We start from the raw sequence: 21,531 nt of genomic DNA, 5'->3' as shown, positions 1-21,531 counted from the left end.
TTGACAGATTTTCTGTATTTCAAAAGGCAAAAAATTGAATTCCTGTAGTCATGAGGGCTCTATTAGTGTTTGGCATTCCAATTCAGTACAATCTTCCAGTTCTTCTCTCATTTTAGAAAGATAGACATCAAGAGATTGTTCTTGTTCTTCTGAGTCTTGGGTTATCATGTTTCTGATTCGTTCCGCAATAAATAGCATATCTTGAGGACAAACAGCCTTGATTTTGTATTTGAAAAAAATATTTTCATTAATATATGAGATCATTTCTTGCATGTTTGCAGGAACTTTTACCTCAACTATGGGGTTTGCGGAATATAACTCAAGATAGATGATTTCTTTTTCTAAATGAGAAACAACGGGGTTAAGCAGTCGAGCTAATTTTTGCAAATGTTCTGATAGATTTGTTTTTGAGGACTTGGCGTCCATCAACCAAGCCGCGAGAGAAAAAGCGTTATCCTCCATCGCATAAGCTACGTTTGATTGATAAATATATCCCCAAACTCCTTGAGATGTTTTTTCACAAGCTACCATGACATAGGAGTGTCCTGGTATATCAATGCGAACAACTTTAGGCAAGTCATTCTCGAGTTCTTCGCCAAGGCTCGCTATAGAATATGTTCCCGTTCTGGGAGAAATCATTGCATCTCCGGTCATCAAGGTACAAAATGCATTTGCAATATCACCACACCCAACTGGTGAAAAAATAGCTTGTTCTATGGAGATATTGAGTAAATTATTTTCTTCCATTGTTAAAAGAATTTTGACGGTGGATTCCAAGTCAATACCGCAAATAGCCAAATAGAGTTTAGCATCTGACGTACTATTAAATCGTTTCGCATAGGCATCTAATACAAGTTTTCGAAAAGTGGAGTCAAAATTATCTATTGAATAATAGTTCGAAGGAGCGAAAAAAGCAGATTTGCTTTGCATGAAAATGGAATGAAGTTATATATTGTTATACAATATTGCTACTTTTTGTTATTTGTGGCAAGAATTTTAATTAATTAAATATTTATGATGCTTAAATCGAACAATTATAAATTTTTTATCGAAATCAATACATTTAAGATCCATGTTCAAACGATACTAAATCGTCTAAGGAACCAAAAGGATTCTAGTATAGTTAATGCAATTAAGCTTATTATCGATGGAAAATCGCATGATTCCTTACCTAAAGAAGTCATCACTTTAGATCTTCTTCTGAACCAACCAGAACAATTTATTAAAAATATAGATAATGAGACCAAAAAAAATATTCACGATGCAATTAGGGAAATTCTAGAGGCTTTTATCGATGAACTTACAGATGAAGCAATTTCTTCTAAGCCTGAGCCACAATTTTGACAGCGATCGAGCGGCTATATAAGTTCGCATCGATTCTGTTCTATTTTTTAATTATTTTCATCATCTTCTTCAATCCAACAATCACTAGGCCCACCAGGCGGTGTTGGACGTCTTGGCATCGGGGTGGGATGAAATTTTGCTCCTTTTTCATTTCGTGTAACGCGAGTTGTTTCTTTTTTCCGATGAATAGTGATCGTTCTGTTTAAGGTATCTATCAGGTTTTGTTCTTTAAATAGAAATAAGAGATCGCTGTCGAGTAGGGTTTTATCTGTTTCGCATTTGCCAACCATGAATAAATTCGCATCATTTTTATCATTAAAGTTCGCAATCCCTGTCTTTTCTAAAGTATTCTCTGTTTTAATCATTACGTGGAATGAAAACTGAACGAAATTAAGATCTCCATTTCCTTCTGCATATTTTGCATAGGCAACAGAGATATGTTCCCTATTAAATTCATGTAATAAATCTGAATCGTCATAGAGTCTAAAAATAATGTTTTGTTTTTCCAGTTCTGTGTAAGCTGATTTTTTTGCGATGAAGAGGTGAGTATCATTTAAGTCACTAAATTCTGCAATTATTTTTTCTTCGCCTCGTGCAAATTGCTCGGTAACTTTATATCGCATAATCCCATGAATCAGTATTGAATTTATTTTTTAACAGACTGGCATAACAAATAAATATTAAAAATAAAACAATACGTATAAATATTGTACTATACTAGTCTAAAGATTGTAAAGTGCTTTGTTGGCTTTAAGTATACATCTCATATTTATGGAAGGGCAGTGTGAATTATCACACTCGAGGATAGGAGAAATAGTTAAATGAAAAATTTTGTTTAGGTGTTTTATGAAAAAAATAGATTTAGTTGTTGTAAAGCCCGCCCTATTAAGTAGTAAGCAAAAATCCGAGTATGTAACCCTTCATCAAGAGTATTTATTTTTAGACAAGGAGACTTTGCTTGAATATTTGGCCCCAAGAGATTACGTACTACTCTTTTACGATAAGAAAACAAAAAAACTTGTTGCAACCATAGGTGTTTCTATAATACATCTTAAAAAGGATGTATTAGTTTATTTTGGAAACGTGGTTGTTGATGCATCTTATAAGCATTCGGGTATTATTTCATATGCCATGACAAAACATGTTTTAAAATTATTTTTATTATATCCTTTTAAAAATAAATACTGTTGCGGTTTAGCTTCATCATCGGGTACCTTGGAATATTCGCTGAAATATACTCCTTGTTGGCCAAACCCCAATGAAAAAACACCATCTCATATCGTTCAATTAATGCTTGATACTTTAAAAAAATTAAATATTGATAAATATCGAATTGAAAATGGTAATGTAATTACCTATAACTTATCTGAAAAAATAAATTCTACATTTCATAAAAAAGGACATTCTTCTACAAAAATGGACAAGTATTTCAATAAAATTAATCGTCATTCTGAGCAAGGAGAGCAAGTTTTTTTCCTGAATCCAATTACGATGAAAAATACATTGAATCTTGCAGTGCGTGGATTCCATAACCATTTGATAAAACAACCTAAACTTTATCATAAAATCATGAGATGTAAGACGACTAAACCTGTTTATACAATTGTGCTTCTAATGATAACAATGATAAAAATCAAATTAATTAAATAAAAAGGGAATTATAATTTAAAAGAATGATTTAATTCTAAAATGATAAGGAATTAATTATGGGGCACGAACAGTTTGATTATTTAAATGCGTTCAATCGTAACATCGGTTGGCTTACTGAAGAAGAGCAGATTTTTCTTAGAACAAAGAAAGTTGCAATCGCAGGGCTTGGTGGCGTTGGCGGAATTCATTTACTCACCCTGGTTCGTTTAGGCGTAGAACAATTCCATCTTGCAGAGATGGATAATTTTGAAATCCAAAATTTTAACAGACAAGTTGGCGCCACCTTAAGTTCTCTTCATCAACCCAAAATTGATGTACTTGTCCAAATGGCCCAAGATATCAACCCAAATGTCAAAATTTCCTGTTTTAAAGAAGGAATTAATCAGCATAATATCAACGAATTTCTATCTGGGGTGGATCTATATGTAGATGGCTTGGATTTTTTTGTTTTAGATATAAGAGCCCAGGTATTTAAACGAGCTTATGAAATGAATATACCGGCAATTACTGCCGGCCCCATAGGGATGGGGGCTTGTTATTTGGTCGTGATGCCAGGTCAAATGACGTTTGAAGAGTACTTTCAATTTAATGGATACAATACTGAAGAGCTTCCTGTTCGTTTTTTGGTTGGACTAAACCCTAAGCTTTTTAATAGGCATTATTTGGTTGATCCAAGTCGAGTTAATTTTGATTTAGAAAAGGGGCCGTCAACAATAATTGCCTGTCAATTATGTGCGGGGGTTATGGGCGCTGAAGCTTTAAAAATATTGCTTCATCGCGGTACTATTTATGCACTGCCAAGATATCATGTATTTGATCCCTACTTGTGTAAACATCGCATAGGATGGATGCCTTGGGGAAATCGAAATCCAATTCAGAGAATGAAAATTTTTCTAATGAAAAAACGCTTAAGTTCTTCAAGTTAAGACAAGGACGACTTTTTATCGGAGGATGCGACAACAGTCGGAAAAATTTTAGCACTTGCTCGATGGGCACCTAGTGGTGATAATTCACAGTATTGGCGATTTGCACTAGTTAATTCTTCGCAAATTAGAGTGGTAATGACCATTAAAACGCCAACGAATTGCTATGATTACTGAGGGATACCCACTTTAAATAAATTAGGTGCAATACAAACCAATCAATTGGAATTAGATTTTCTTCCAAGCTTATTTTGTGGTGCTCATTTTTTTCTTATTCCCAAAAGCTCAATTAATGGAGATGAGTATTACCTTAAAGTAGGTGCTGCCATGCAGCGATTCAAAGACACCCCATGAAAATTTAAGGTACTTATAAAGTTACTCATGGTTAATTATTTGTACATAACTTGTTCCATCCTCGCCAACAACAACACCATGAATTTCAGTTGCAAAACCTGGTAGTTCTTCTCCTATATCATCTAACATGAGCAAAAAATCGAGAATCAATTCACAATCGTCCGTGATTTGTTCTCCTGGCATAATTAAGGGAATACCAGGAGGATAGGGTAAGATCATTACAGCAGAAATTTTATCTTTTAATTGTGCTAAAGGTATAAGCTGCGTTTCTTGACGAATAAGTTTTTGATATGCCTGATGAGGCGTCATGACTACTTTAGGTAGCATGTCAAAGGCATGGTACATCATTTTTGGCAAATTATGTTTTTGCATCAAGTTATGGAGGGTTTTAGCTAAGGTTTGGATGGACATTTTTTCATAAAATTCAGGATGTTCTTGATGCAGTTGAGGGATTACGATTTTAACAGGAGCATTTTCATCATAAAGCTGCTTAAATTTATTTAAAGCTGCCAATAAGGCCATTGATTTGGCCCGGGTAATTCCCAAACTAAATAGAAACAGCATCGAGTATGGGCCTGTTTTCTCAACAATGATTCCATGAGATGCTAAAAATTTTTCCACAATAGAAGCTGGAATACCCCATTCATCTAATTCATCATTCTTGATTCCTGGCAAAAGAACGGTCACCTTGACTGGATCTAGGAATAAATGATCTTCGTCTACTTCATGAAAACCATGCCATTTATCGTTGGGTTTTAAAGCAAAGCAGGATGATTTGTTTTCTAAAACAGGTTGCCATATATCAAAAAACCAATCGGAACTTTGTTTTTTCAAGCGCTTTATTTCTGTTCGGAAATCTAACGCTAATTCAATTGCTTCATTGATTAAATCATACCCCTGATTTCCCGCCATTATTGCAGCCGAAACTTCACAACTGGAAATAAGAGGATAGAAGGGAGAAGTGCTCATATGCATCATGTAATTGGTATTAAGAATGTGTTCATTGAAATTGCCTTTCACATGGATCATGGATGATTGACTAAAAGCGGCTAATAACTTATGGGTTGATTGTGTTTCAAAAATCACTTGATCTTTTTGGGGAGTTAAACTGAGCCCGAATTTTTCAGCGTAAATAGGATGGAAATTAGTATATGGAACCCAGGCACTATCAAAATGTAAATGTTTTACTTTGAGCTCGTTTTGAAGATTTTCAACCTTGTAAAGTATGCCATCATAAGTTGAGTTCGTAATGACTGCATATGTAGGCCAGGAAACTGCTTCGGGATGTTCCAAAATTTTGTCGTGGATTGCTTTTTCTGTATATTCCGATTTGGGGATTCCCCCAAGTATCCCATAAGTATTGCGTGTAGGCTTCAAATAAATAGGAATGACATCAACCATCATTAAAAATTGGGCGATTGATTTATGGCAGTTTCGATCAATAATTACGGTATCCCCGGAAGTTGCTGAATACATGCCCACTATTTTATTGGATGTAGAGGTTCCGTTGGTCACTATCAATGAACGATCACTTTTAAATACATTCGCTATAAATTGCTCGGCGTCGCGTTGAGGACCTGAGTGGTCCAATAAGCTTCCAAGCTCTTCTATTGAAACTGAAAGATCGGCGTGAAAAATATTTTTTCCAAAAAAGTCATAAAATGCAGCACTGGTAGGATTTTTTTGAAATGCAGTTCCACCTAAATGTCCCGGAGTGCAAAATGCATAATTCAATTCCTGAACATAATGCATGAGTGCTTTGGTAAAAGGGGGTAAAATTGCGTGTTGGTATTTTTCTATAGCAAGCAATATGCGTTTAAAATCATCATGCGCCAAATTAGCATCATATTGTAAAAAATCTAAAGTAAGGTCAAAGTCACTTAGATTGATGTCAATCGAGGCATGCTTATTGGCCATGGCAAAAACAGGCAATAATTTATTATGACTCGAAAAATGATGTAAATCATCAAATCCAAAATCATCCCAATCATAAAGAATAGTAACAATTCGGGGATTTAAGCTACTCACATCATAGGCATCCTTTAATGAAGTGCATACGGTAAGCTCATAATTTCTTTGTGTTAAAAAATCTTCCAGCATACTGATAAAATGCTTTTTGTATGGTTCAATTTCTTGTGCATACACAATAAGAATATGATTCATTGGTTGTCCTTTACCTCAATTAGTTCTCTAAAATGTACTTTAGCCTATTCGTTTTAAATGGTACAGGACTTACGAAAACCTCAAGGTCAAGGCAATTTTTTGCCTCGGCCTTGTTTTTTTTCGTAAGTCCTGTGATATATTTTTTATGATCATTTAAAAACATTTTGATTAATGTCGGGAGTAATATGCCTCATATAAAAGTGAATGATATTTCCATGTATTATGAGATGCATGGCAAGGGAGAGCCTATTGTTTTTATTGCTGGATTTAGTGTGGATCATGTTGCTTGGTTTGAGGTTGTTGAACGTCTTAAAGATAAATACCAGGTTATTTTATTCGACAATCGAGGTGTTGGGCAGACAGATGTCCCTGATGGCCCTTATTCTATAGAACAAATGACGGATGATGTGGCTGCTTTATGTTCTGCACTTGGTGTTCTTCAAGCTCATTTTGTTGGTAATTCAATGGGGGGATTTATCCTGCAATGCTTGGCTTATCGCTATCCAAAATTAGTTAAATCTGCAGTAATTAGTCATTCAGCAGCAAGATTACATAACGTTTTTCATATCTACCTTGATGCACAATTAGAGCTACTCAAAGCTTATGCCCCTCTTAAATCATTGCTTAAAGCCTCATGCAGTTGGGTTTATTCATATCAGTTTCTTACGCAACCTGGTGTACTTGAGAAAATAATCCAGCTTGGCTTTGAATATCCTTTTCCATTTACTGTTAAAGGATACGAAGGACAATATGCGGCGCTTAAGCAGTTTGATTCAAGGGATTGGATTGACAAAATCAATGTACCAGTGCTTGTATTGGGTTCGGATCAGGATTTAATTTTCAGTGAAAAAGATACGAAATCGCTTGCCGAAAAGATTCCTAAAGCACGTTATTATTGTTTTATGGAGTGCGGGCATCTACCTCAAATGGAATATCCAGAGCAATTCACTAAAATAGTATGCGAGTTTATTGAAAGTTTATAAATTTTATAAATTGGACCCAGGGTACAGCGAAGCGGAGGAGTGCTTTTATTCAAAATTACGAACCTGGGTTTCGCTACGCTGAACCCAGGATACAATAAATCAAAATTCAGTTTATTAAGAATCAGTATGCATTTCAGTAAAGTAGTGAATTTCTGGAATAATAATATTGCGGAATTTCTTGCCATTGAACAATCCATAATGTCCCACGCCTTCGGCAAGAAAATATTTTTTCATAGAATCAGGTAAATTTTTACATAAACTCAGAACCGACTTTGTTTGTCCTACTCCAGTAATATCATCTCGCTCACCTTCTATTGCCAGAATAGATGTGTTTTTTATATCCTGTAAGCGTACATTATGACCGCGCGATTTGTAACGACCCGTTGTTAACAGTTTTTCCTGAAATACGGTGTTTATTGTTTGCATGTAAAATTCAGCAGTCAGATCCATGGTTGAAAAATATTCAAGGTAAAATTTTATTATCTTGAAGGCGGCTTCTGTTTGATTGTCGGCGTAGCGATCAATTGCTTTTTGCAATGATTCCACATGACGCTGAAAATTCATACTCATAAAGCCTGCAAGTTGCATGAACCCAGGATATACAAGCCGCATGGCACCTGGAAAACGAGAAGGGACAATCGAGATCACATTTTGTTGAAACCAGTCATCTCCTCGTGAGGCTGCTAATTCGTTTACCGAAGTAGGTGATTGATTCGTATCAATTGGACCTCCAAGCAATATCGCTGTGCGAGGAAGATTGGGTGAATTATTAGTAGACATGAGCGCAACCGCTGCTAAAACAGGAACAGTTGGCTGGCAAACGGCCATAACGTTTAAGTTAGGTGCGAGTAAATTTAAATAAGAGATGATGTAATCAATGAAATCATCCAAATCAAATGAGCCTTCAATCAAGGGTACATCACGAGCGTTCTTCCAGTCAGTAATATAGACATCGTATAGAGGAAGTAAATTTCTAACCGTGTCCCTTAACAAGGTTGCATAGTGACCTGACATGGGCGCAACTACGAGTAATTTTGGCAAATTCAAATGTTCACCATTTACTTTTTTAAAGCGAATTAGATTACAAAAACTTTTTTTATTTATAAGTTCTTCTTGAACATCGTAATATTCATCTTTAATTTTGACTTCATTAATATCAAATTTGGGTTTGTCGTACACATTGGTAATTATGTGAAAAATATAGGAATAGCCAGATAGCCTGCGAAAATGACCCGAAGATGCTTCCAGCATCTTTTTCAATGCATTTTGCTCATCCGCTGAGATATAAGGAATGTTTACGGGTAAATTAATATTGTCAGAAATTCTGCGCAGACGTTTTGCTACATTGTCAAAATAATCTGAGTACGGTTGAAGTAAACGCATATTAAAATCATAGATATTGTATAGATTACGATTATCAAGAGGATTAAAAAACATTTACGTGCCTCGCATGTTTTAGGACGATGCAAACAGGATAGTGCATCGCAATACTAAATTAATATACGCAAAATTATAAAATAGCAAATCTTCCTAACACTGAGAATAATAATAATAGTCCCTGATTTCTTCTTGAATTAAAGTTGCTGGTATTCCTGCTTTAAATTGCACAATGAGCATTTGGGTACTGGCAAGACGTTGTTGAAGAAGAGTCACCAGATTATGCGAGTTTTTTTCAGGTTTGCCATAAAACTCAGCATTCAAGTGGGTTTTTAACTCATTGGCTTGTAAGGAAGAGTCTAAAGTGAATGCGTCATATGCTCGCATTAATGCCTCTTCCAATAAATGAGGATTTTGAGCCATATTTTTTTCTGCGGCAGTAATTGCCTGACAAAAGCCATCGAGCATGGAACGGCTAATTATATCCTCCCCAGACATATTGAATAAATCAGCAATAATTGTATGGGGTAAAAGAGGACCCACCAATTTATCAAAGGGTAGGGCATAACCATGGCGATAATGATCACGATAGTTCTGCCCAAAAAATGAGTGGCTGATTTTCATAATCGGGGAAAAACTGGGATCATCCAACGCCAGCGTATCTGCATGACGACCTTTATAACTCAGAATACCTGCGCAACCAAAATCAACAATTGCAGCTCGTTTGGTACCATCACTCTCCACACAATAGCCTGAGTTGAGTAATTTGGAATTTAATAAATCCCATAAATTAAAAACTAAAGCCACTGCATACAATTGACCAAGAATTTTTGCTTCTTCTAAAGAGAGTGATAAATTGACCCGCTTAGGCAAGTATTCTCGTTCAAATAATGGGTCTGTTTTGACTGCTTCTTTTTGTGACAAAAATTCAGAAAAACCATTGATGAATTTGGAGATGACGCCAATTGCTCCGTCCTTATCCACATGTAGATGGTTTTCCGGGACGACTAAAATACCCTCAAACATTTTTTTTGCCATGTGGGGAATCAATATCTCGAGGAAAGCACTTTCGAGTTTGATAGAGAAAATATGTTCCATGGTATTAAAAGAAGGATTCTTCAGTTCTTCTTGAGAAAGATAGCCTTTGAACACATCGTTCACAGTTAATGCATCAGGTTTTTTTATCAGATAATATGCACCATATTGGTCAGTTAATATTTTTTTTTCGGTGATTCCTTTAGATAAAGATGATGCAATTTTAGCGGGTAACACCTCTTTTTTTACTTCCCTAAGCTCGATATTATGAGGAAGCTTTGGCATGATTGTTCTCCCCAAAAAAATACAATGAGTTTGTCGTTATTAATTTTCAGGTTCATACTAAAGTAAAAAATTTTTTCTAATTTCCATCTTATTATACAACGCTAGAAAAGGGCATCATTTTGTTTTTAAAGCCAAGATCGGTAAATCGCATTCTGACTTGAATGCGATTTGTACCATGAACTATGAAGGACTAAGCCCCCATGTATTGACCACCATTAATATCCAGGTTAGAACCGGTGATGAATCCAGCTTCTTCGCCGACTAAAAAGGAAACTGCATTGGCAATTTCTTCTGGTTTACCAAGCCGCCCTACAGGAATACTGTTCGTGATCTTATCGAGGACTTCCTTTTTTAAAGTAGTTATCATCGATGTTTCAATATAACCAGGGGAAATGGTATTAACGGTGATCCCTTTATTTGCAACTTCCAAGGCCAAGCTCTTTGCAAACCCAAATAAAGCAGATTTTGTCGCAGCATAATTGCATTGACCAAATTGACCTTTTCGTCCATTAATTGATGAAATGCAAACAATTCGTCCATAATTTTTCTCAATCATAAAAGGTAGAACGTTACGTGTTATATTGAATGTACTTGTTAAATTCGCATCAATGACTTGTTGCCAATGGTGAGGTTCCATTTTTTTTAGGTTGACATCGCATGTAGCTCCAGCGTTATTGATTAAGATATCAATACGACCAAAACGCTCCATAATCGAATTAGTGATCGCTTCACAATCAGAAAAATTCACCAGATTTGCAAAGAGAATTTCGATATCATAACCTGATTTTTTTTGTAGCGTTTGCCACTGCAATACTTCATCATGTTTACCGTTTTTAAAGTAACATGCAATTACTTTATAATTCGTTGCAAGACGCCTGCAAATTGCAGTACCTATTCCTCCGGTTCCCCCCGTAACAACTGCTATCTTTCTCTCCATGCATGATTCTCCTGATGAAATTGGATATTACTTCCTTTTAATGCTAGATTAAGTGAGTTCGATATTATTCAAAATTTTATTGTACGATGACTAGTTAGCCTTTACCTTGGATGAAGCTGGGGTAAACCCTAAATTAGAAAAGTAAAAGTAGAGAAGTAGTTCAAATCACTTTGAGGAATCATTTTGTAATGAAGGAACTTCCCTGAATTATTTTGATCTTTCAATTTAGTATTATTTGAGCAAGGAAGTGAATATGGATTTTGCTAATGCAGCTGTTTTTGTAGTGGATGATGATCCAGAGATTTGCCAGTCATTTCGTTGGTTATTTGAGTCTGTTAATATTCCAGTGCACACTTATGAAAATGCCAAATCATTTCTTGATAGTTATGATTACATGCAAAAAGGGTGTTTGATTATCGATGTGCGGATGCCGCTTATGAGTGGTTTGGAATTGCTGGAGCATCTTAATGCATCAAGAAATCAGCTTTCGATAATCATGATCACAGGCTATGGTGATATTCCAATGGCTGTACGAGCGATGAAAGCTGGAGCTACAGATTTCATTCTTAAACCGGTAAATCACCAGCATTTACTAGAAATTACTCAAAAATGCCTCAAAAAAATGCAATCTCATTCGTTCCTGCAGCCTCAATCTGATTTTTATGAGCGCCTTGAGCGTTTGACCAAACGTGAGCGACAGGTTATGGATTTGGTTATTGAAGGAAAATTAAATAAACAAATAGCTCATATGCTTGATATATCTATATCTACAGTAGAAGTTCATCGCGCGAACGTTATGCGGAAAATGGAAACTAAGACTCTAGCTGAACTCATAAAAATTAATCTACTTCATTCGCTGGCTACAGAGAGCTTGGGTTCTTTAGTCGAAACTTCATGATTAGGCACTAGTCATATTAAGTTTCCTGAAAAAAAATACCTCAGATCGTTTAATCGATGCTATGGAGCTAGGCTCGCAAATCACCATAATGATAAAATAGTTCCTATATGGGTAAAAAGTGATATTATTTGTTTTTTTTAATATCAGGATTAAATTATGGCAAAATTTCCACATAAAACTCCTTTTGAACTTCGTCAATATTTTAAGCAACAAGACTTGCCTCAATTAATCAGAATTAACCGAGAATATGAACCTCATTTTGTTTGGATTGACAACAGACTTGATCAACATAATGATGCATTAAAGGTTGCAGAGGCACGTTTAGCTCAGCTTTTGGAAAGTAAACGAGCCCATGAACTAACATATGAACACGTCGTAGATGAGGAGACAGGATTTCAGCAAACTCTTGGTGGGGTTCTTTCTGATACGGATCAAACGGATCGATACCTTGGAAGACAAGCGGCTGGTTATTCTCCCATGACCTCTTATGATCTTAAGTCACAGTATTTATGTACTCAAATTTCACATGCTTCTGAACAAGTTAGTAGCCTGAATGAATGGATTGCAGATTTGAAGCAAAAGAAAACAGCTGCTGTTTGTGAGCTAAGAATTTTAAATCAGGTTATTGGAGAAAAAAAACGAGCTTTAGAAGTAGAAAAAACATGTACGGCCGGACCATCATGCTGAATCAGTAAGTCGCATCTTTATCGATGTTTATAAAATGAGACAAAGTATGTTAATCAAATACTTTGTCTCAAACTTCTCCCTCTGGAATTTTAAAAATAAGGACGAATCGCTACTCTAAATATCCTCAGTATAAATAAAATTGTTCTTCGCCTTATTCATTAAGATTTTAAATTGTTGTAAATGTTTCTCAGTTGTTGCTGAAGAGTGTAAAACAAATTCAGAAACACATAATGCAAATAAAAGCCTGCGTATATCCCAAATTGTTTCTTGAAAGATGTCGACTCGTTTTTTGGTTTCTTGGCTGATTTTAACTTCCAGTTTTAAGTTTTCAGAACTAATTGTAATGGGCGCACAATGTTTGATTACCTCACCACGTAATTTCTCAACAAAAAGAAATGTATTTATTTTTTGCTCTCGGCATTTGACTATTTGTTGCATCATATCGTTAAAAAAACTGTAAACCATCATTTGATGAAATAAATAAAGTTTTTGGGAGTAACGATAAGCTTGAAATAAAAAATAATCGCCAACTAAAACAATAAAGATACCAATTAAAGTACATGTACCGCGATTCAGCACCATTTCAAATGGACCCTCAGGTGAGTTTGCTTCAGTGGTCTGCGCTAATAGTAAAAAAACCATAAGAGTAATAAAAAAAACACTGATGTCGTAGCGTTTTGTATTTAATGATGAAACGGCGAGTCCAATGATGCTGATTATAAATAAGACGGGAATTAATCGATAATTCAACTGCATGAGATAAATTAGAGGAATTAGAATCAGCAAGGCAGCAAAAGTACCTCCAATGCGATGAATTGCCCTTCTGATAATAAAACCTGGCTCAATTCCTGCACTGATGACGATTACTGTGAGTAACACCCACCATTTATGAGGAATAGTTGTAAATAAGTAAATCCACATGGCAACCATAAACATGATTGTTAATTGCGTAAACCGCGCATAATCAAGTTTTTTCTTCAGTTTTGCCGCAGAAAGCATAATTTATTCCAATGGATAAACGCTTGTTGTAAACAACGAGCAATATGATGTTGTAATTTTGTTTGTGGCTCTATAGGAAGCGAGGGTGCTCCACAGGGTATATACGTTTTCATATTGTGTCTAAGCCAAAAGAGATTGTTTTTTACACCGTACCAAAATACCTCATTTTTTGTCTCGTAATATAAATTGTCTAACGCGTGTTGAATATTTCGTATGTTTACTCCCATACGATAAGTTTGCATTATATATTTTTTAGGAAGTAGCCGACGATAATTTCGGACCATTCCTAAATGGAGAATTTCCTCTCCTATAGGGCTTTTATTATTTTGATTTATAGCGGAATCAATATCTTCCTCGAGGTACTGAATGAATTTTTGCAGGGCTTTATTCCATACGATCAAATACATATTGGGGAAAATTCTCAAACTAATCAATGCAAAGGTCATCGATAATGTTGTTGATGAAATAAAACCGTATGCGACTTCAAGGTTGGCTGGTGGTTCAGCGCTTAAAACAACAGCTCCAGTCGATATAAGCAACATGGTTAGATTTTTCAAAGCATAGAAATATTTTAAAACGTAAAAATAGGTTACCGTTAAGACAAATATTGAGAAAAAGAAAAAAACACCGCGAAATGGAAAGACAAGATAATAGGATACGCTGATGAGAATGACTGCAGCAGTGATAAAAATCAGTAAGTGTTCTTTTTCTTTAAACGTCGAAAGTACAGGTGCTTCATAAAGGGCGACCAAAAAAAAGGGGGAGAAAAAAGCAAGGAAACTGACAGGTTGAAACAACCAATAGACATACACTTCTATAGTCGCAACAAAGAGGCATTTATAAAGAGTAATGCGTTGTAAGGCATAGGGATCCACTTCATCAAGCCATTGCTTAAACTTTGATATAGACATACGCACTTGTTCCAAGACGGAGCGGATAATGAGAATCAGGATCTGTGATGCGAATAATGACGGGAAGTCTTTGAGGTAATAAGATCCATTGATTTTCATTGATTACGTTTTGTAATTGAGTTCGATTATCTACCAATTGTCGATTAGCCGCCCAATAATCTGAATCAATTACGCCATGAAACATTTTTCTCCCCAGATACATTCTGGGAAATACCAATACTTCTGCACCCTTATGTACTTGCCCCAAATCTGTTTCATTAAAGTTTGCTTGAATGTAAATATCATCAGTATCCACTAAGGAAAATAGTGGTTGATTAATATTTACGGGTGTTCCGACGCTAAAAAATAAATTTTGGATAATTCCATTGGTTTGTGCATAAACTTCTGTTTGCTCCAAATTCACTTTGGCATTTTTTAATCGTGCATTGCAGGGATTTAATTTCATTTTCTTGTGCTTTTATTTGATGTTGATCAATTTCCAATTGTTTTAAAGCCGCGTCCCATTTGTCTTTAGCGGCTTTTGTTTCTTGTTGTGAATTTTGTAAGGTGATGAGAGAAACCGATTTTAATAAATAACCTCTATAATATTTTTGATCATCCTGTTTGAGTTTGATGTAATTTTTTTGCTCGTTTTCACTGAGTTTGAGATCGCGTTCATAAGTAGTTTTTAACGCAGCTAATTTTGCTTGAGCACTCGCTAAATCGGCGCTAAGTTGTTCTACCGCATAGATATAGGGTTTTTGAAAGACAGTAAAAAGCTTTTGACCTTTTTTGACAACATCACCATTTTGCACATAAAGATTTGTAATATAGCCATTCGCAAGGGCTGCAACTGGACGTACATTATTGACGACAAATGCGTTATCAGTGAAAGGAAATAAAAAAGAAAAAATATAAATAATGGTTGTTGAAATGCCAATAAAAATGATGACATTGGTGATGGTGATCCAACGTTTTAGCCGAACAAATCCATTTTTAACACGTTCACGATATCTGAATAAATTTATCATAAAATCCAAATTACATTAAAATTATATATGTAGTTCATTGCTGTTCCCTGGCTACAATTCGTTCCAATAACTACTTTTTTCATAAGTCCTGAACTATTTTTTGTAAGCATATCCACCCGCTAAGTCTTGATACAAAATAATCAATGACATCGTGAGTTCCAACTTGGCTTGATTTGTTGACAGAGCCATGTTATCCAAATAAATTTTGCTTTGTAATAATTCTTTATAAGAAATTAATCCTGTTTTTAGCAATCCTTGCTGTAGTTTGTATTTACGACGATACTCTTTTTCCGCATGTAAATAAGCTATATATTTTTCATTCATACGTTTATTGGCAGAATAGTCAGTATCAACTTCCTTTAAAATACGTCGGACTGTTTTATTAAATTCAGCAATTTTTGCATTATAGGCACCTTTACGTGCTGCAATTTTTCCAAGGGAGCTGGGGGCAAGCGTCCAATTGACGTATGCATCAGTTGTTTCAGCAAAATTACTGCTTGGCAAATCTACTTCGCCTAGAAAGTCATCTAACTGCAATGCCGGGAAAAAATCACTATAGGCAACATTAATTGCCGCACGTGAGGCATTCAATGCATATTGAGCCATTTTCAAATCTGGACGATTATTTAATACTGTAGCGGGTAAGCTGCCCGGCTTAAAATGTGAAAAGTCTATTTGGGCAAAATTATTTTTATTTTTTATCCGGCCAGGGTTTTCATTGATCAAATAACGAAGAGCATTTTCACTGTACACAATATTATGCAAAGCAGGTTTAATCTGAGCTGCAATCAGCCGTTCATCCGATTGCAATTGAGCCAAATTAATTTCATTCTCTAAACCAATCTTGATTTCGCCCTTGCTCAATTCAATTAATGATTTTAAGTCATTGTCTAATTGCTGCAATAATCTTAATTGTTCTAATTGAGCGATTAAGGTGAAATACGCCGACGCGACCTGGCCAATTAATGTTAGACGCATTCCTTCAATGGCCGCGAGACGATATTGAACATTATATGTGGCCTCTTTCTGTTGGGTATAAAGTTTCATCATGTTCAGGAAATAGTAGGGCCACACCCCATAAAATGCACCGGGCGCTCCAAGTGCGGGGTTCGTGGAGTAGCCGGCAAATATTTGTACAAAAGGAATCCAACTGAGCTTGATTTGCCGCAATTCGCCTTGTGCTTGTTGTAAGTTTCCTATGGCAATATGAATATCCATGTTGTTGTTCAAGCCAGTCTTGATCAATTGATTCAATTCTACATCATGAAATTGTTGCCACCAAGCAATGTAAGGCAAATCATCTACAGGTTTATAATCTTTTGTACTGGAAGGAAATTTTTTAGGTGGTGAAGAGATTTGCTGTTCAATATTTTTATTGCAGCTTAACAAACCTGTTACTATTAACATCAAGAACAGTATTTTCTTCAACATGAAAAAATCATCGTATGGATTAGAAATATTTCTATCATTGTAATTAAATTGGTTTTATGTCGTTACCTATTTTCCTTATATTCCTTGAAATGATTAGGTTTAGTCAACCTTGCAGTTTAGTCTTTATTGACATGCAAAAGGGTTTTCTCTATATTTTGTTTAATCCACGCAAGTTGATGATTACATCTATTCTCGATTCCCTCCCGATTTGTAATGATTTATTCAACTTGTAGGGCGAGGGATACTTTAATTACTTTTGTTAAGGTATCTCTATGCTAAATCACTCTCAAATTTTAAGACACCAACCTATTTCAATTAATCTGGATAATTTTCCTGGAGGAGTAGCGGCGTGGGGTGCTTTACCGGCTGTGTTTGATTGCCATAATAAAAAATTTGATCGTGGTGTTCATGTTCATGCAAGAATGGCTGATTCGGGTAAAAAAATAATTGACCAATCCTACCCCGAAGTTGAAATAATCTGGCAAGAAAAAAGTATGATACTTACTGAGGCGTGTGCTTTAAGCTACACCATGAGTTCGATTTTTGATTTTGATATCGTTAGTTTGAATTGCTGTCATTGTGGGATGGAACTTCTCGATCAGAATTTGGCCTCCGTTCTCCCTTCGTTTGAACATTACTGTACCTTCTGTGGTGGTTCAACTTTAACCAGTAAGCGTTGTGTAGTGAATCCGGTGATTCGATTCAAAGAGATGCTTGATGATAAATTAGTAAAAAGGCCATCAATAATGCCGCAACGAAAAATAATCTTAGATCACACACAATATCCAGGTGGATTTCAGATTTGGGGATCGAACCCCTCGATTATTTGGACTGCAAAACGTTTGGAAGAAAGTGCAATTCATGTTCATGCTTATAATCGTGAAAAAAAGCGAGTCATTGATAACACGTATAGTGAAGTTTGGGTAAATGGGATGCTTCTGGATATTGAAATGGTGCGTATATTGCAAATACAAAAAGCAATTCCGGAACTTCGATTTTGTTTAACCAGCATCAACTGCCCTGGTTGTTCCCATGCGCATTTTGATAAGGAGCATCTGGCAGTAGTGCCTCACCAACAACACCAATGTGAACAATGTGATGCAGTTTTTACTACTCCCAAGAGTGTTATTAGTAATCCATCTACAACCATTTTAAATCAATTAACGTGTTTCACGGATAGGATATTAGAAAATGAATCAATGTGTAAAAACGATCTTTAAAGCCGGTGCATTAATTTTTGATGCACAGCATCGAGTTTTGGCAGTACATAAACGCGGAAAACCAGCAAATGAATACATCGTACCAGGAGGTAAGATTGAGCCTGGAGAAACTGATGAGGAGGCATTAAGAAGGGAATTATTGGAAGAATTAAACGTCAGGGTTTTATCGGTTACACCTTATGATGAATTTCAAGCAAAGGCCATTTATGAAGATGCATTATTAGTGATGCGCACCCTATTTTGTTGATATTGAAAGAACTCCTGTTCCAGGAAATGAAATTGATCATTTTGTATGGTTAGATGCTCATTTCAAGACGAGTGGATACCAATTTGCTTCAATTTTAGGGCAACAGATTTTGCCACGATTACTTGCGGAAGGACATCTTGGTCTGACCTAAGGCTATTATTCACTCCAAGTTGAATCACTTAAATGTTCATCCATTGCTTTACCACAGGAGCGCATTCTTTTGAAAAATAACCGTTATGGCGTTTTAGCTAAAAATTCTTATTATAATCAATAGCATTTTGTTTCTCGATATTATCTGGTAGCTCTGCTCAAACCAGCCCACTTTGACTCTCAATTTTTAGTAGGTCGGGCAAACTTGCCCGACCAATATGGTTAGAAATTATAACTCTTCTCTTTTTCCTTTTCCTGCTCTTTTTCTTCACGCTTTCTTGTATTGTTGACATTAGTAGTGTTAATTGGATTGAAAAAAAACAATGTTTGAGTAGTAGTACAAGGTCTAGATACAGGTTGTTGATAAATATAACCAAATGTTGCCGCTTTGTTTTCTTTAGGCGGGGGGGCGATTCTCTTTTTGATCAGTTGTAATTCAGGAGCTAACTCATTGAGTAGGCTTATGTACATAGGACAAAGTGTTTGACTATCGAAAATAGTACGATTAATAATAGGACTGTCTGATTCAGAAGAAACGGCACTCATCATGATTGCATTATCATGTTCAACATAATTTCTTAATCGCTTTAAGTTTGAGTAATTCTTTTCTAAGAAACTGGTTTTTGGATAAGCATGTAATTGACGAATATTTTGCAAGTGTTGCACAAGCTGTCCAAAATTATACTCAAGAGCAGCACGCAATATGGGTTTAGCCAGCAGCCTTAAAGCAAGGATTTCTCCATGTTTTTGTAAAGGATAATTTAGCAAAATAGATAAGTCCTCGGTTAGAAATTCTCTCATGTTATCTAGTGCCTCTATGGCCGCATTAATCCTATCTAAAGGACTTAAAGTATGTCCTTCATCTTGGATTTTTATAGCACTTTCAACGATACTTCGAATAGTATCCAATCCCTTTACTTTGTTTTTTTTCTCTATTTCACGTTGTTTAGCCTCTTCCTGTATTTTCCTAAGCATTTCTTCACGCTGGCTTTTTTTTAGCTTAGGTGGACTTAATGCATTCCTCATGATCTGACTTAGCCTTGTAAAACTCTGTAAATCTTCTTTCTTTGTGGGGAAGTATGTTTGTCTGAATTGTCCTTCTTCTTTGGTGGTCAGAGGTGATTTTTCTTCACCCCGCAATATTTTGCACCACAAATCTTCTATTTCTTGTGGAGCATTCTTCTTTTTCAGAAAACCTATAAAAAATTCTTCATCTTCTTTGGACGTTAAGAGGGTTGTAACATTTCTTTTGGCTTGGGATGATGCAAATTGTTCCAGAGCTTTTTTTTCTTGTGCGTTATAAATATTTGACCAATGTTCTTGAGGGTTTCCTTCTAAAACAGAAGTTTTTTGTTCACGTAATAGCAAGTTATCCAATAATAGGATAATGAGTTCTTTTAATTCTGCCTTAAATATTTGCTTTAACTGGTTAGGGTCTTGAAGCAAAAGATCCACGACATATTTATTACTATCCTGATCCTGATGAACAATAATATTCCTTAAACTGACAAGATCTTCCCAAGAGACGGTCTCGTTATAGAAACTATAAAAGTTCTTTCCTGTTAGATATTCTCCTAGTTTTTGCAAATACCTTAAAGCGGCATGCCGACCTACTTTTGAAGATAAGTAAAGGAACGTATCTTTGTATTCATCTATCCTTGGTTTAGAATTTCTTGCTTTATCAATGGATTGATAAAGAAATGTCAACAAAGATAAAACATTTGTATACGTATTGGTATCTATTAGACGCTGTGTTAAAGCTTGTATATTAAGTAAAGAAACAGGTTGGATTAAACTATCAGGCCTTTTTGTATTTAATTCGGCCCTCATTTTTTCTATGCATTCCTTTAAAATCGGAAGGTCTTTCTCGATGATATCAGGCAGTGCGTGAACAAGAATATCACCATTATGAGCCAACTCATTAGTCAATCGGTTAAGCGCTGAAAAATAGGATTTCTTTTTTTCTTCGTCACTTGAACTAATAGAGCATAGGTATTCTGTGTTTATTAGCAAGAATTTTTCCCTGCTATCTTCCCCCATAAAGCCACCAAATTGCTCAAATGTTATCCAGGTGAAAGGCGCAGGAATAAATAATTTGTTGTATTTATTCAGGGTGTCATCAGACAAATGGTATAATGTTTGGCACATCTGCAAAAGAAGCTCTCTAGCCGAAGTAATTCCCCAGTTTTCAAGAACCTTTGTATGAAACTCATCCAATTCAATATCCACAGGGGCCACAAAACCCTTTTTGCCGCGATATTTTAAAAGAAAATTAATGATTAAAAGAACATGCTCTAATTGTTTAAGATCGCGAGGAATATCTTGGGTTCCTTTTACTTTATGTCCAAATTTCAAGGCTTCATTCCAAGAGAAAAGTAAGTCAACGTCGTCATCATCGTAGGATGAGGTAAAATGTATTTCCAAAAAATCCCTTGCGGACTCAATTTCCTGTGGATTGTTCAGTCTATCTTCTATGCTAAGAGGTGTTTGTTGTGGAATAACAGATGAGGCTTTCTGAAATAACTTAAAATTTACCTCTTTTCGTAAATTAGAAACTGCCCGAACTATGGATTTACTTGTAAAATAAAATTCAGACTCTTCTATGGGTTTCAGCAACTTTAAAGCTGCTTGGTAATTTCTCTTTTTTGTCAATGAAAGAGCCTCTTTGTATGTTCGACCCGCTTCATTATTGCTTTTAGCCAACTTAGTTAACTCTTCAACGATTTTTTGATGCCGCAGATTGGAAGAGTTTGTTTCTTTCTTTGTAAACATAATATGAATCACCGAATTATTTTTAAAAAAGTATAACCTTTAATAAAATCCTTAAGAATTGCCTCTGGCAATACTTATGTTTCCATTCTACTTTCTTAAGACACTGCCGCTAAGTTAACAAACGTGCGGCCATACCTGTTAAGCGAGAATGACAT

The 21,531-nt window shown here is 35.6% G+C and carries 18 protein-coding genes and 2 pseudogenes; 9 read left to right on the top strand and 11 right to left on the bottom strand.

Annotated elements, in window-relative coordinates; genetic code table 11:
• Window positions 1-48: 48 nt before the first annotated feature.
• Window positions 49-930: a hypothetical protein gene (locus DGG96_RS17820; protein WP_110143890.1), complete on the bottom strand. Its 882-nt coding sequence runs from the start codon at window positions 928-930 to the stop codon at window positions 49-51.
• A gap of 84 nt (window positions 931-1,014) precedes the next feature.
• Between DGG96_RS17820 and DGG96_RS17815 the strand changes: the two genes are divergently transcribed.
• Complete coding sequence (locus DGG96_RS17815; protein WP_110143889.1) at window positions 1,015-1,344, top strand: hypothetical protein; 330 nt, start codon at window positions 1,015-1,017, stop codon at window positions 1,342-1,344.
• A 47-nt stretch (window positions 1,345-1,391) separates the two neighbouring features.
• Here DGG96_RS17815 and DGG96_RS17810 read toward each other — a convergent pair whose 3' ends face one another.
• Window positions 1,392-1,967 (bottom strand): hypothetical protein, encoded by a 576-nt coding sequence (locus tag DGG96_RS17810; protein WP_110143888.1) that lies wholly within the window; start codon window positions 1,965-1,967, stop codon window positions 1,392-1,394.
• A 223-nt stretch (window positions 1,968-2,190) separates the two neighbouring features.
• Between DGG96_RS17810 and DGG96_RS17805 the strand changes: the two genes are divergently transcribed.
• From DGG96_RS17805 to DGG96_RS21455, 3 genes and pseudogenes are all read left to right on the top strand, one after another.
• Window positions 2,191-2,994 (top strand): hypothetical protein, encoded by an 804-nt coding sequence (locus DGG96_RS17805; protein ID WP_110143887.1) that lies wholly within the window; start codon window positions 2,191-2,193, stop codon window positions 2,992-2,994.
• A 56-nt stretch (window positions 2,995-3,050) separates the two neighbouring features.
• The gene (locus DGG96_RS17800) at window positions 3,051-3,920 is read left to right on the top strand and encodes a ThiF family adenylyltransferase (protein ID WP_110143886.1); all 870 of its coding nucleotides are present in this window, start codon (window positions 3,051-3,053) and stop codon (window positions 3,918-3,920) included.
• Between the two features lie 42 nt (window positions 3,921-3,962).
• A pseudogene (locus DGG96_RS21455) lies at window positions 3,963-4,094 on the top strand (hypothetical protein); the annotation flags it as partial.
• A gap of 198 nt (window positions 4,095-4,292) precedes the next feature.
• Here the strand turns inward: DGG96_RS21455 and ldcC are convergent.
• Window positions 4,293-6,434 carry a lysine decarboxylase LdcC gene (gene ldcC / locus DGG96_RS17790; protein WP_110143885.1) on the bottom strand — a complete coding sequence of 714 codons (2,142 nt, stop codon included), beginning with the start codon at window positions 6,432-6,434 and terminating at the stop codon, window positions 4,293-4,295.
• Between the two features lie 185 nt (window positions 6,435-6,619).
• Here ldcC and DGG96_RS17785 point away from each other — a divergent pair, with 185 nt between their 5' ends.
• Entirely contained in the window at window positions 6,620-7,417 is a 798-nt protein-coding gene (locus tag DGG96_RS17785; RefSeq protein ID WP_110143884.1) for an alpha/beta fold hydrolase, read from the top strand.
• A gap of 114 nt (window positions 7,418-7,531) precedes the next feature.
• Here DGG96_RS17785 and phaZ read toward each other — a convergent pair whose 3' ends face one another.
• From phaZ to phbB, 3 genes are all read right to left on the bottom strand, one after another.
• Window positions 7,532-8,854 (bottom strand): polyhydroxyalkanoate depolymerase, encoded by a 1,323-nt coding sequence (gene phaZ / locus DGG96_RS17780; RefSeq protein ID WP_110143883.1) that lies wholly within the window; start codon window positions 8,852-8,854, stop codon window positions 7,532-7,534.
• Window positions 8,855-8,947: 93 nt separating this feature from the next.
• Window positions 8,948-10,114: a hypothetical protein gene (locus tag DGG96_RS17775; RefSeq protein ID WP_110143882.1), complete on the bottom strand. Its 1,167-nt coding sequence runs from the start codon at window positions 10,112-10,114 to the stop codon at window positions 8,948-8,950.
• A gap of 190 nt (window positions 10,115-10,304) precedes the next feature.
• Window positions 10,305-11,051, bottom strand: coding sequence for an acetoacetyl-CoA reductase (gene phbB / locus DGG96_RS17770; RefSeq protein ID WP_110143881.1), 747 nt, complete (start codon window positions 11,049-11,051; stop codon window positions 10,305-10,307).
• A 253-nt stretch (window positions 11,052-11,304) separates the two neighbouring features.
• On the opposite strand from phbB, the gene DGG96_RS17765 reads away from it, so the two are divergent.
• Together DGG96_RS17765 and DGG96_RS17760 are read left to right on the top strand one after the other, a co-directional pair.
• Window positions 11,305-11,949, top strand: a complete 645-nt coding sequence (locus DGG96_RS17765) for a response regulator transcription factor (protein ID WP_110143880.1) — start codon at window positions 11,305-11,307, stop codon at window positions 11,947-11,949.
• A 156-nt stretch (window positions 11,950-12,105) separates the two neighbouring features.
• Window positions 12,106-12,636, top strand: coding sequence for a hypothetical protein (locus DGG96_RS17760; protein ID WP_110143879.1), 531 nt, complete (start codon window positions 12,106-12,108; stop codon window positions 12,634-12,636).
• A 114-nt stretch (window positions 12,637-12,750) separates the two neighbouring features.
• Here DGG96_RS17760 and DGG96_RS17755 read toward each other — a convergent pair whose 3' ends face one another.
• The 4 genes and pseudogenes from DGG96_RS17755 to DGG96_RS17740 form a co-directional block, all read right to left on the bottom strand.
• Window positions 12,751-13,635, bottom strand: a complete 885-nt coding sequence (locus DGG96_RS17755) for an FUSC family protein (RefSeq protein ID WP_110143878.1) — start codon at window positions 13,633-13,635, stop codon at window positions 12,751-12,753.
• The gene (locus tag DGG96_RS17750; RefSeq protein WP_110143877.1) at window positions 13,614-14,546 is read right to left on the bottom strand and encodes a hypothetical protein; all 933 of its coding nucleotides are present in this window, start codon (window positions 14,544-14,546) and stop codon (window positions 13,614-13,616) included. The genes DGG96_RS17755 and DGG96_RS17750 overlap by 22 nt, the downstream gene beginning before the upstream one ends.
• Window positions 14,527-15,556 (bottom strand): annotated as a pseudogene (locus DGG96_RS17745) (HlyD family secretion protein). Before DGG96_RS17745 ends, DGG96_RS17750 begins: the two are co-directional and overlap by 20 nt.
• A gap of 93 nt (window positions 15,557-15,649) precedes the next feature.
• A complete protein-coding gene (locus DGG96_RS17740) occupies window positions 15,650-16,987 on the bottom strand; it encodes a TolC family protein (RefSeq protein WP_110143876.1) in 1,338 nt (445 codons plus the stop codon).
• A 272-nt stretch (window positions 16,988-17,259) separates the two neighbouring features.
• Here DGG96_RS17740 and DGG96_RS17735 point away from each other — a divergent pair, with 272 nt between their 5' ends.
• Together DGG96_RS17735 and DGG96_RS21225 are read left to right on the top strand one after the other, a co-directional pair.
• A complete protein-coding gene (locus tag DGG96_RS17735) occupies window positions 17,260-18,207 on the top strand; it encodes a hypothetical protein (RefSeq protein ID WP_110143875.1) in 948 nt (315 codons plus the stop codon).
• Window positions 18,179-18,454 carry an NUDIX domain-containing protein gene (locus DGG96_RS21225; protein ID WP_110143874.1) on the top strand — a complete coding sequence of 92 codons (276 nt, stop codon included), beginning with the start codon at window positions 18,179-18,181 and terminating at the stop codon, window positions 18,452-18,454. The genes DGG96_RS17735 and DGG96_RS21225 overlap by 29 nt, the downstream gene beginning before the upstream one ends.
• Window positions 18,455-18,826: 372 nt before the next feature.
• Here DGG96_RS21225 and DGG96_RS17725 read toward each other — a convergent pair whose 3' ends face one another.
• Entirely contained in the window at window positions 18,827-21,376 is a 2,550-nt protein-coding gene (locus DGG96_RS17725; protein WP_110143873.1) for a hypothetical protein, read from the bottom strand.
• Between the last annotated feature and the right edge of the window lie 155 nt (window positions 21,377-21,531).

It is taken from the genome of Legionella qingyii, assembly GCF_003184185.1.
Note: the sequence above shows the minus strand (reverse complement) of the source record. Positions and strands in the feature narration are given on the sequence as shown.

Bases quoted from the DNA above. Each gene is read 5' to 3' on its own strand.
- DGG96_RS17820 (WP_110143890.1), bottom strand. From the start codon at position 930: ATGCAAAGCAAATCTGCTTTTTTCGCTCCTTCGAACTATTATTCAATA.
- DGG96_RS17815 (WP_110143889.1), top strand. From the start codon at position 1,015: ATGATGCTTAAATCGAACAATTATAAATTTTTTATCGAAATCAATACA.
- DGG96_RS17810 (WP_110143888.1), bottom strand. From the start codon at position 1,967: ATGCGATATAAAGTTACCGAGCAATTTGCACGAGGCGAAGAAAAAATA.
- DGG96_RS17805 (WP_110143887.1), top strand. From the start codon at position 2,191: ATGAAAAAAATAGATTTAGTTGTTGTAAAGCCCGCCCTATTAAGTAGT.
- DGG96_RS17800 (WP_110143886.1), top strand. From the start codon at position 3,051: ATGGGGCACGAACAGTTTGATTATTTAAATGCGTTCAATCGTAACATC.
- ldcC (WP_110143885.1), bottom strand. From the start codon at position 6,434: ATGAATCATATTCTTATTGTGTATGCACAAGAAATTGAACCATACAAA.
- DGG96_RS17785 (WP_110143884.1), top strand. From the start codon at position 6,620: ATGCCTCATATAAAAGTGAATGATATTTCCATGTATTATGAGATGCAT.
- phaZ (WP_110143883.1), bottom strand. From the start codon at position 8,854: ATGTTTTTTAATCCTCTTGATAATCGTAATCTATACAATATCTATGAT.
- DGG96_RS17775 (WP_110143882.1), bottom strand. From the start codon at position 10,114: ATGCCAAAGCTTCCTCATAATATCGAGCTTAGGGAAGTAAAAAAAGAG.
- phbB (WP_110143881.1), bottom strand. From the start codon at position 11,051: ATGGAGAGAAAGATAGCAGTTGTTACGGGGGGAACCGGAGGAATAGGT.
- DGG96_RS17765 (WP_110143880.1), top strand. From the start codon at position 11,305: ATGGATTTTGCTAATGCAGCTGTTTTTGTAGTGGATGATGATCCAGAG.
- DGG96_RS17760 (WP_110143879.1), top strand. From the start codon at position 12,106: ATGGCAAAATTTCCACATAAAACTCCTTTTGAACTTCGTCAATATTTT.
- DGG96_RS17755 (WP_110143878.1), bottom strand. From the start codon at position 13,635: ATGCTTTCTGCGGCAAAACTGAAGAAAAAACTTGATTATGCGCGGTTT.
- DGG96_RS17750 (WP_110143877.1), bottom strand. From the start codon at position 14,546: ATGTCTATATCAAAGTTTAAGCAATGGCTTGATGAAGTGGATCCCTAT.
- DGG96_RS17740 (WP_110143876.1), bottom strand. From the start codon at position 16,987: ATGTTGAAGAAAATACTGTTCTTGATGTTAATAGTAACAGGTTTGTTA.
- DGG96_RS17735 (WP_110143875.1), top strand. From the start codon at position 17,260: ATGCTAAATCACTCTCAAATTTTAAGACACCAACCTATTTCAATTAAT.
- DGG96_RS21225 (WP_110143874.1), top strand. From the start codon at position 18,179: ATGAATCAATGTGTAAAAACGATCTTTAAAGCCGGTGCATTAATTTTT.
- DGG96_RS17725 (WP_110143873.1), bottom strand. From the start codon at position 21,376: ATGTTTACAAAGAAAGAAACAAACTCTTCCAATCTGCGGCATCAAAAA.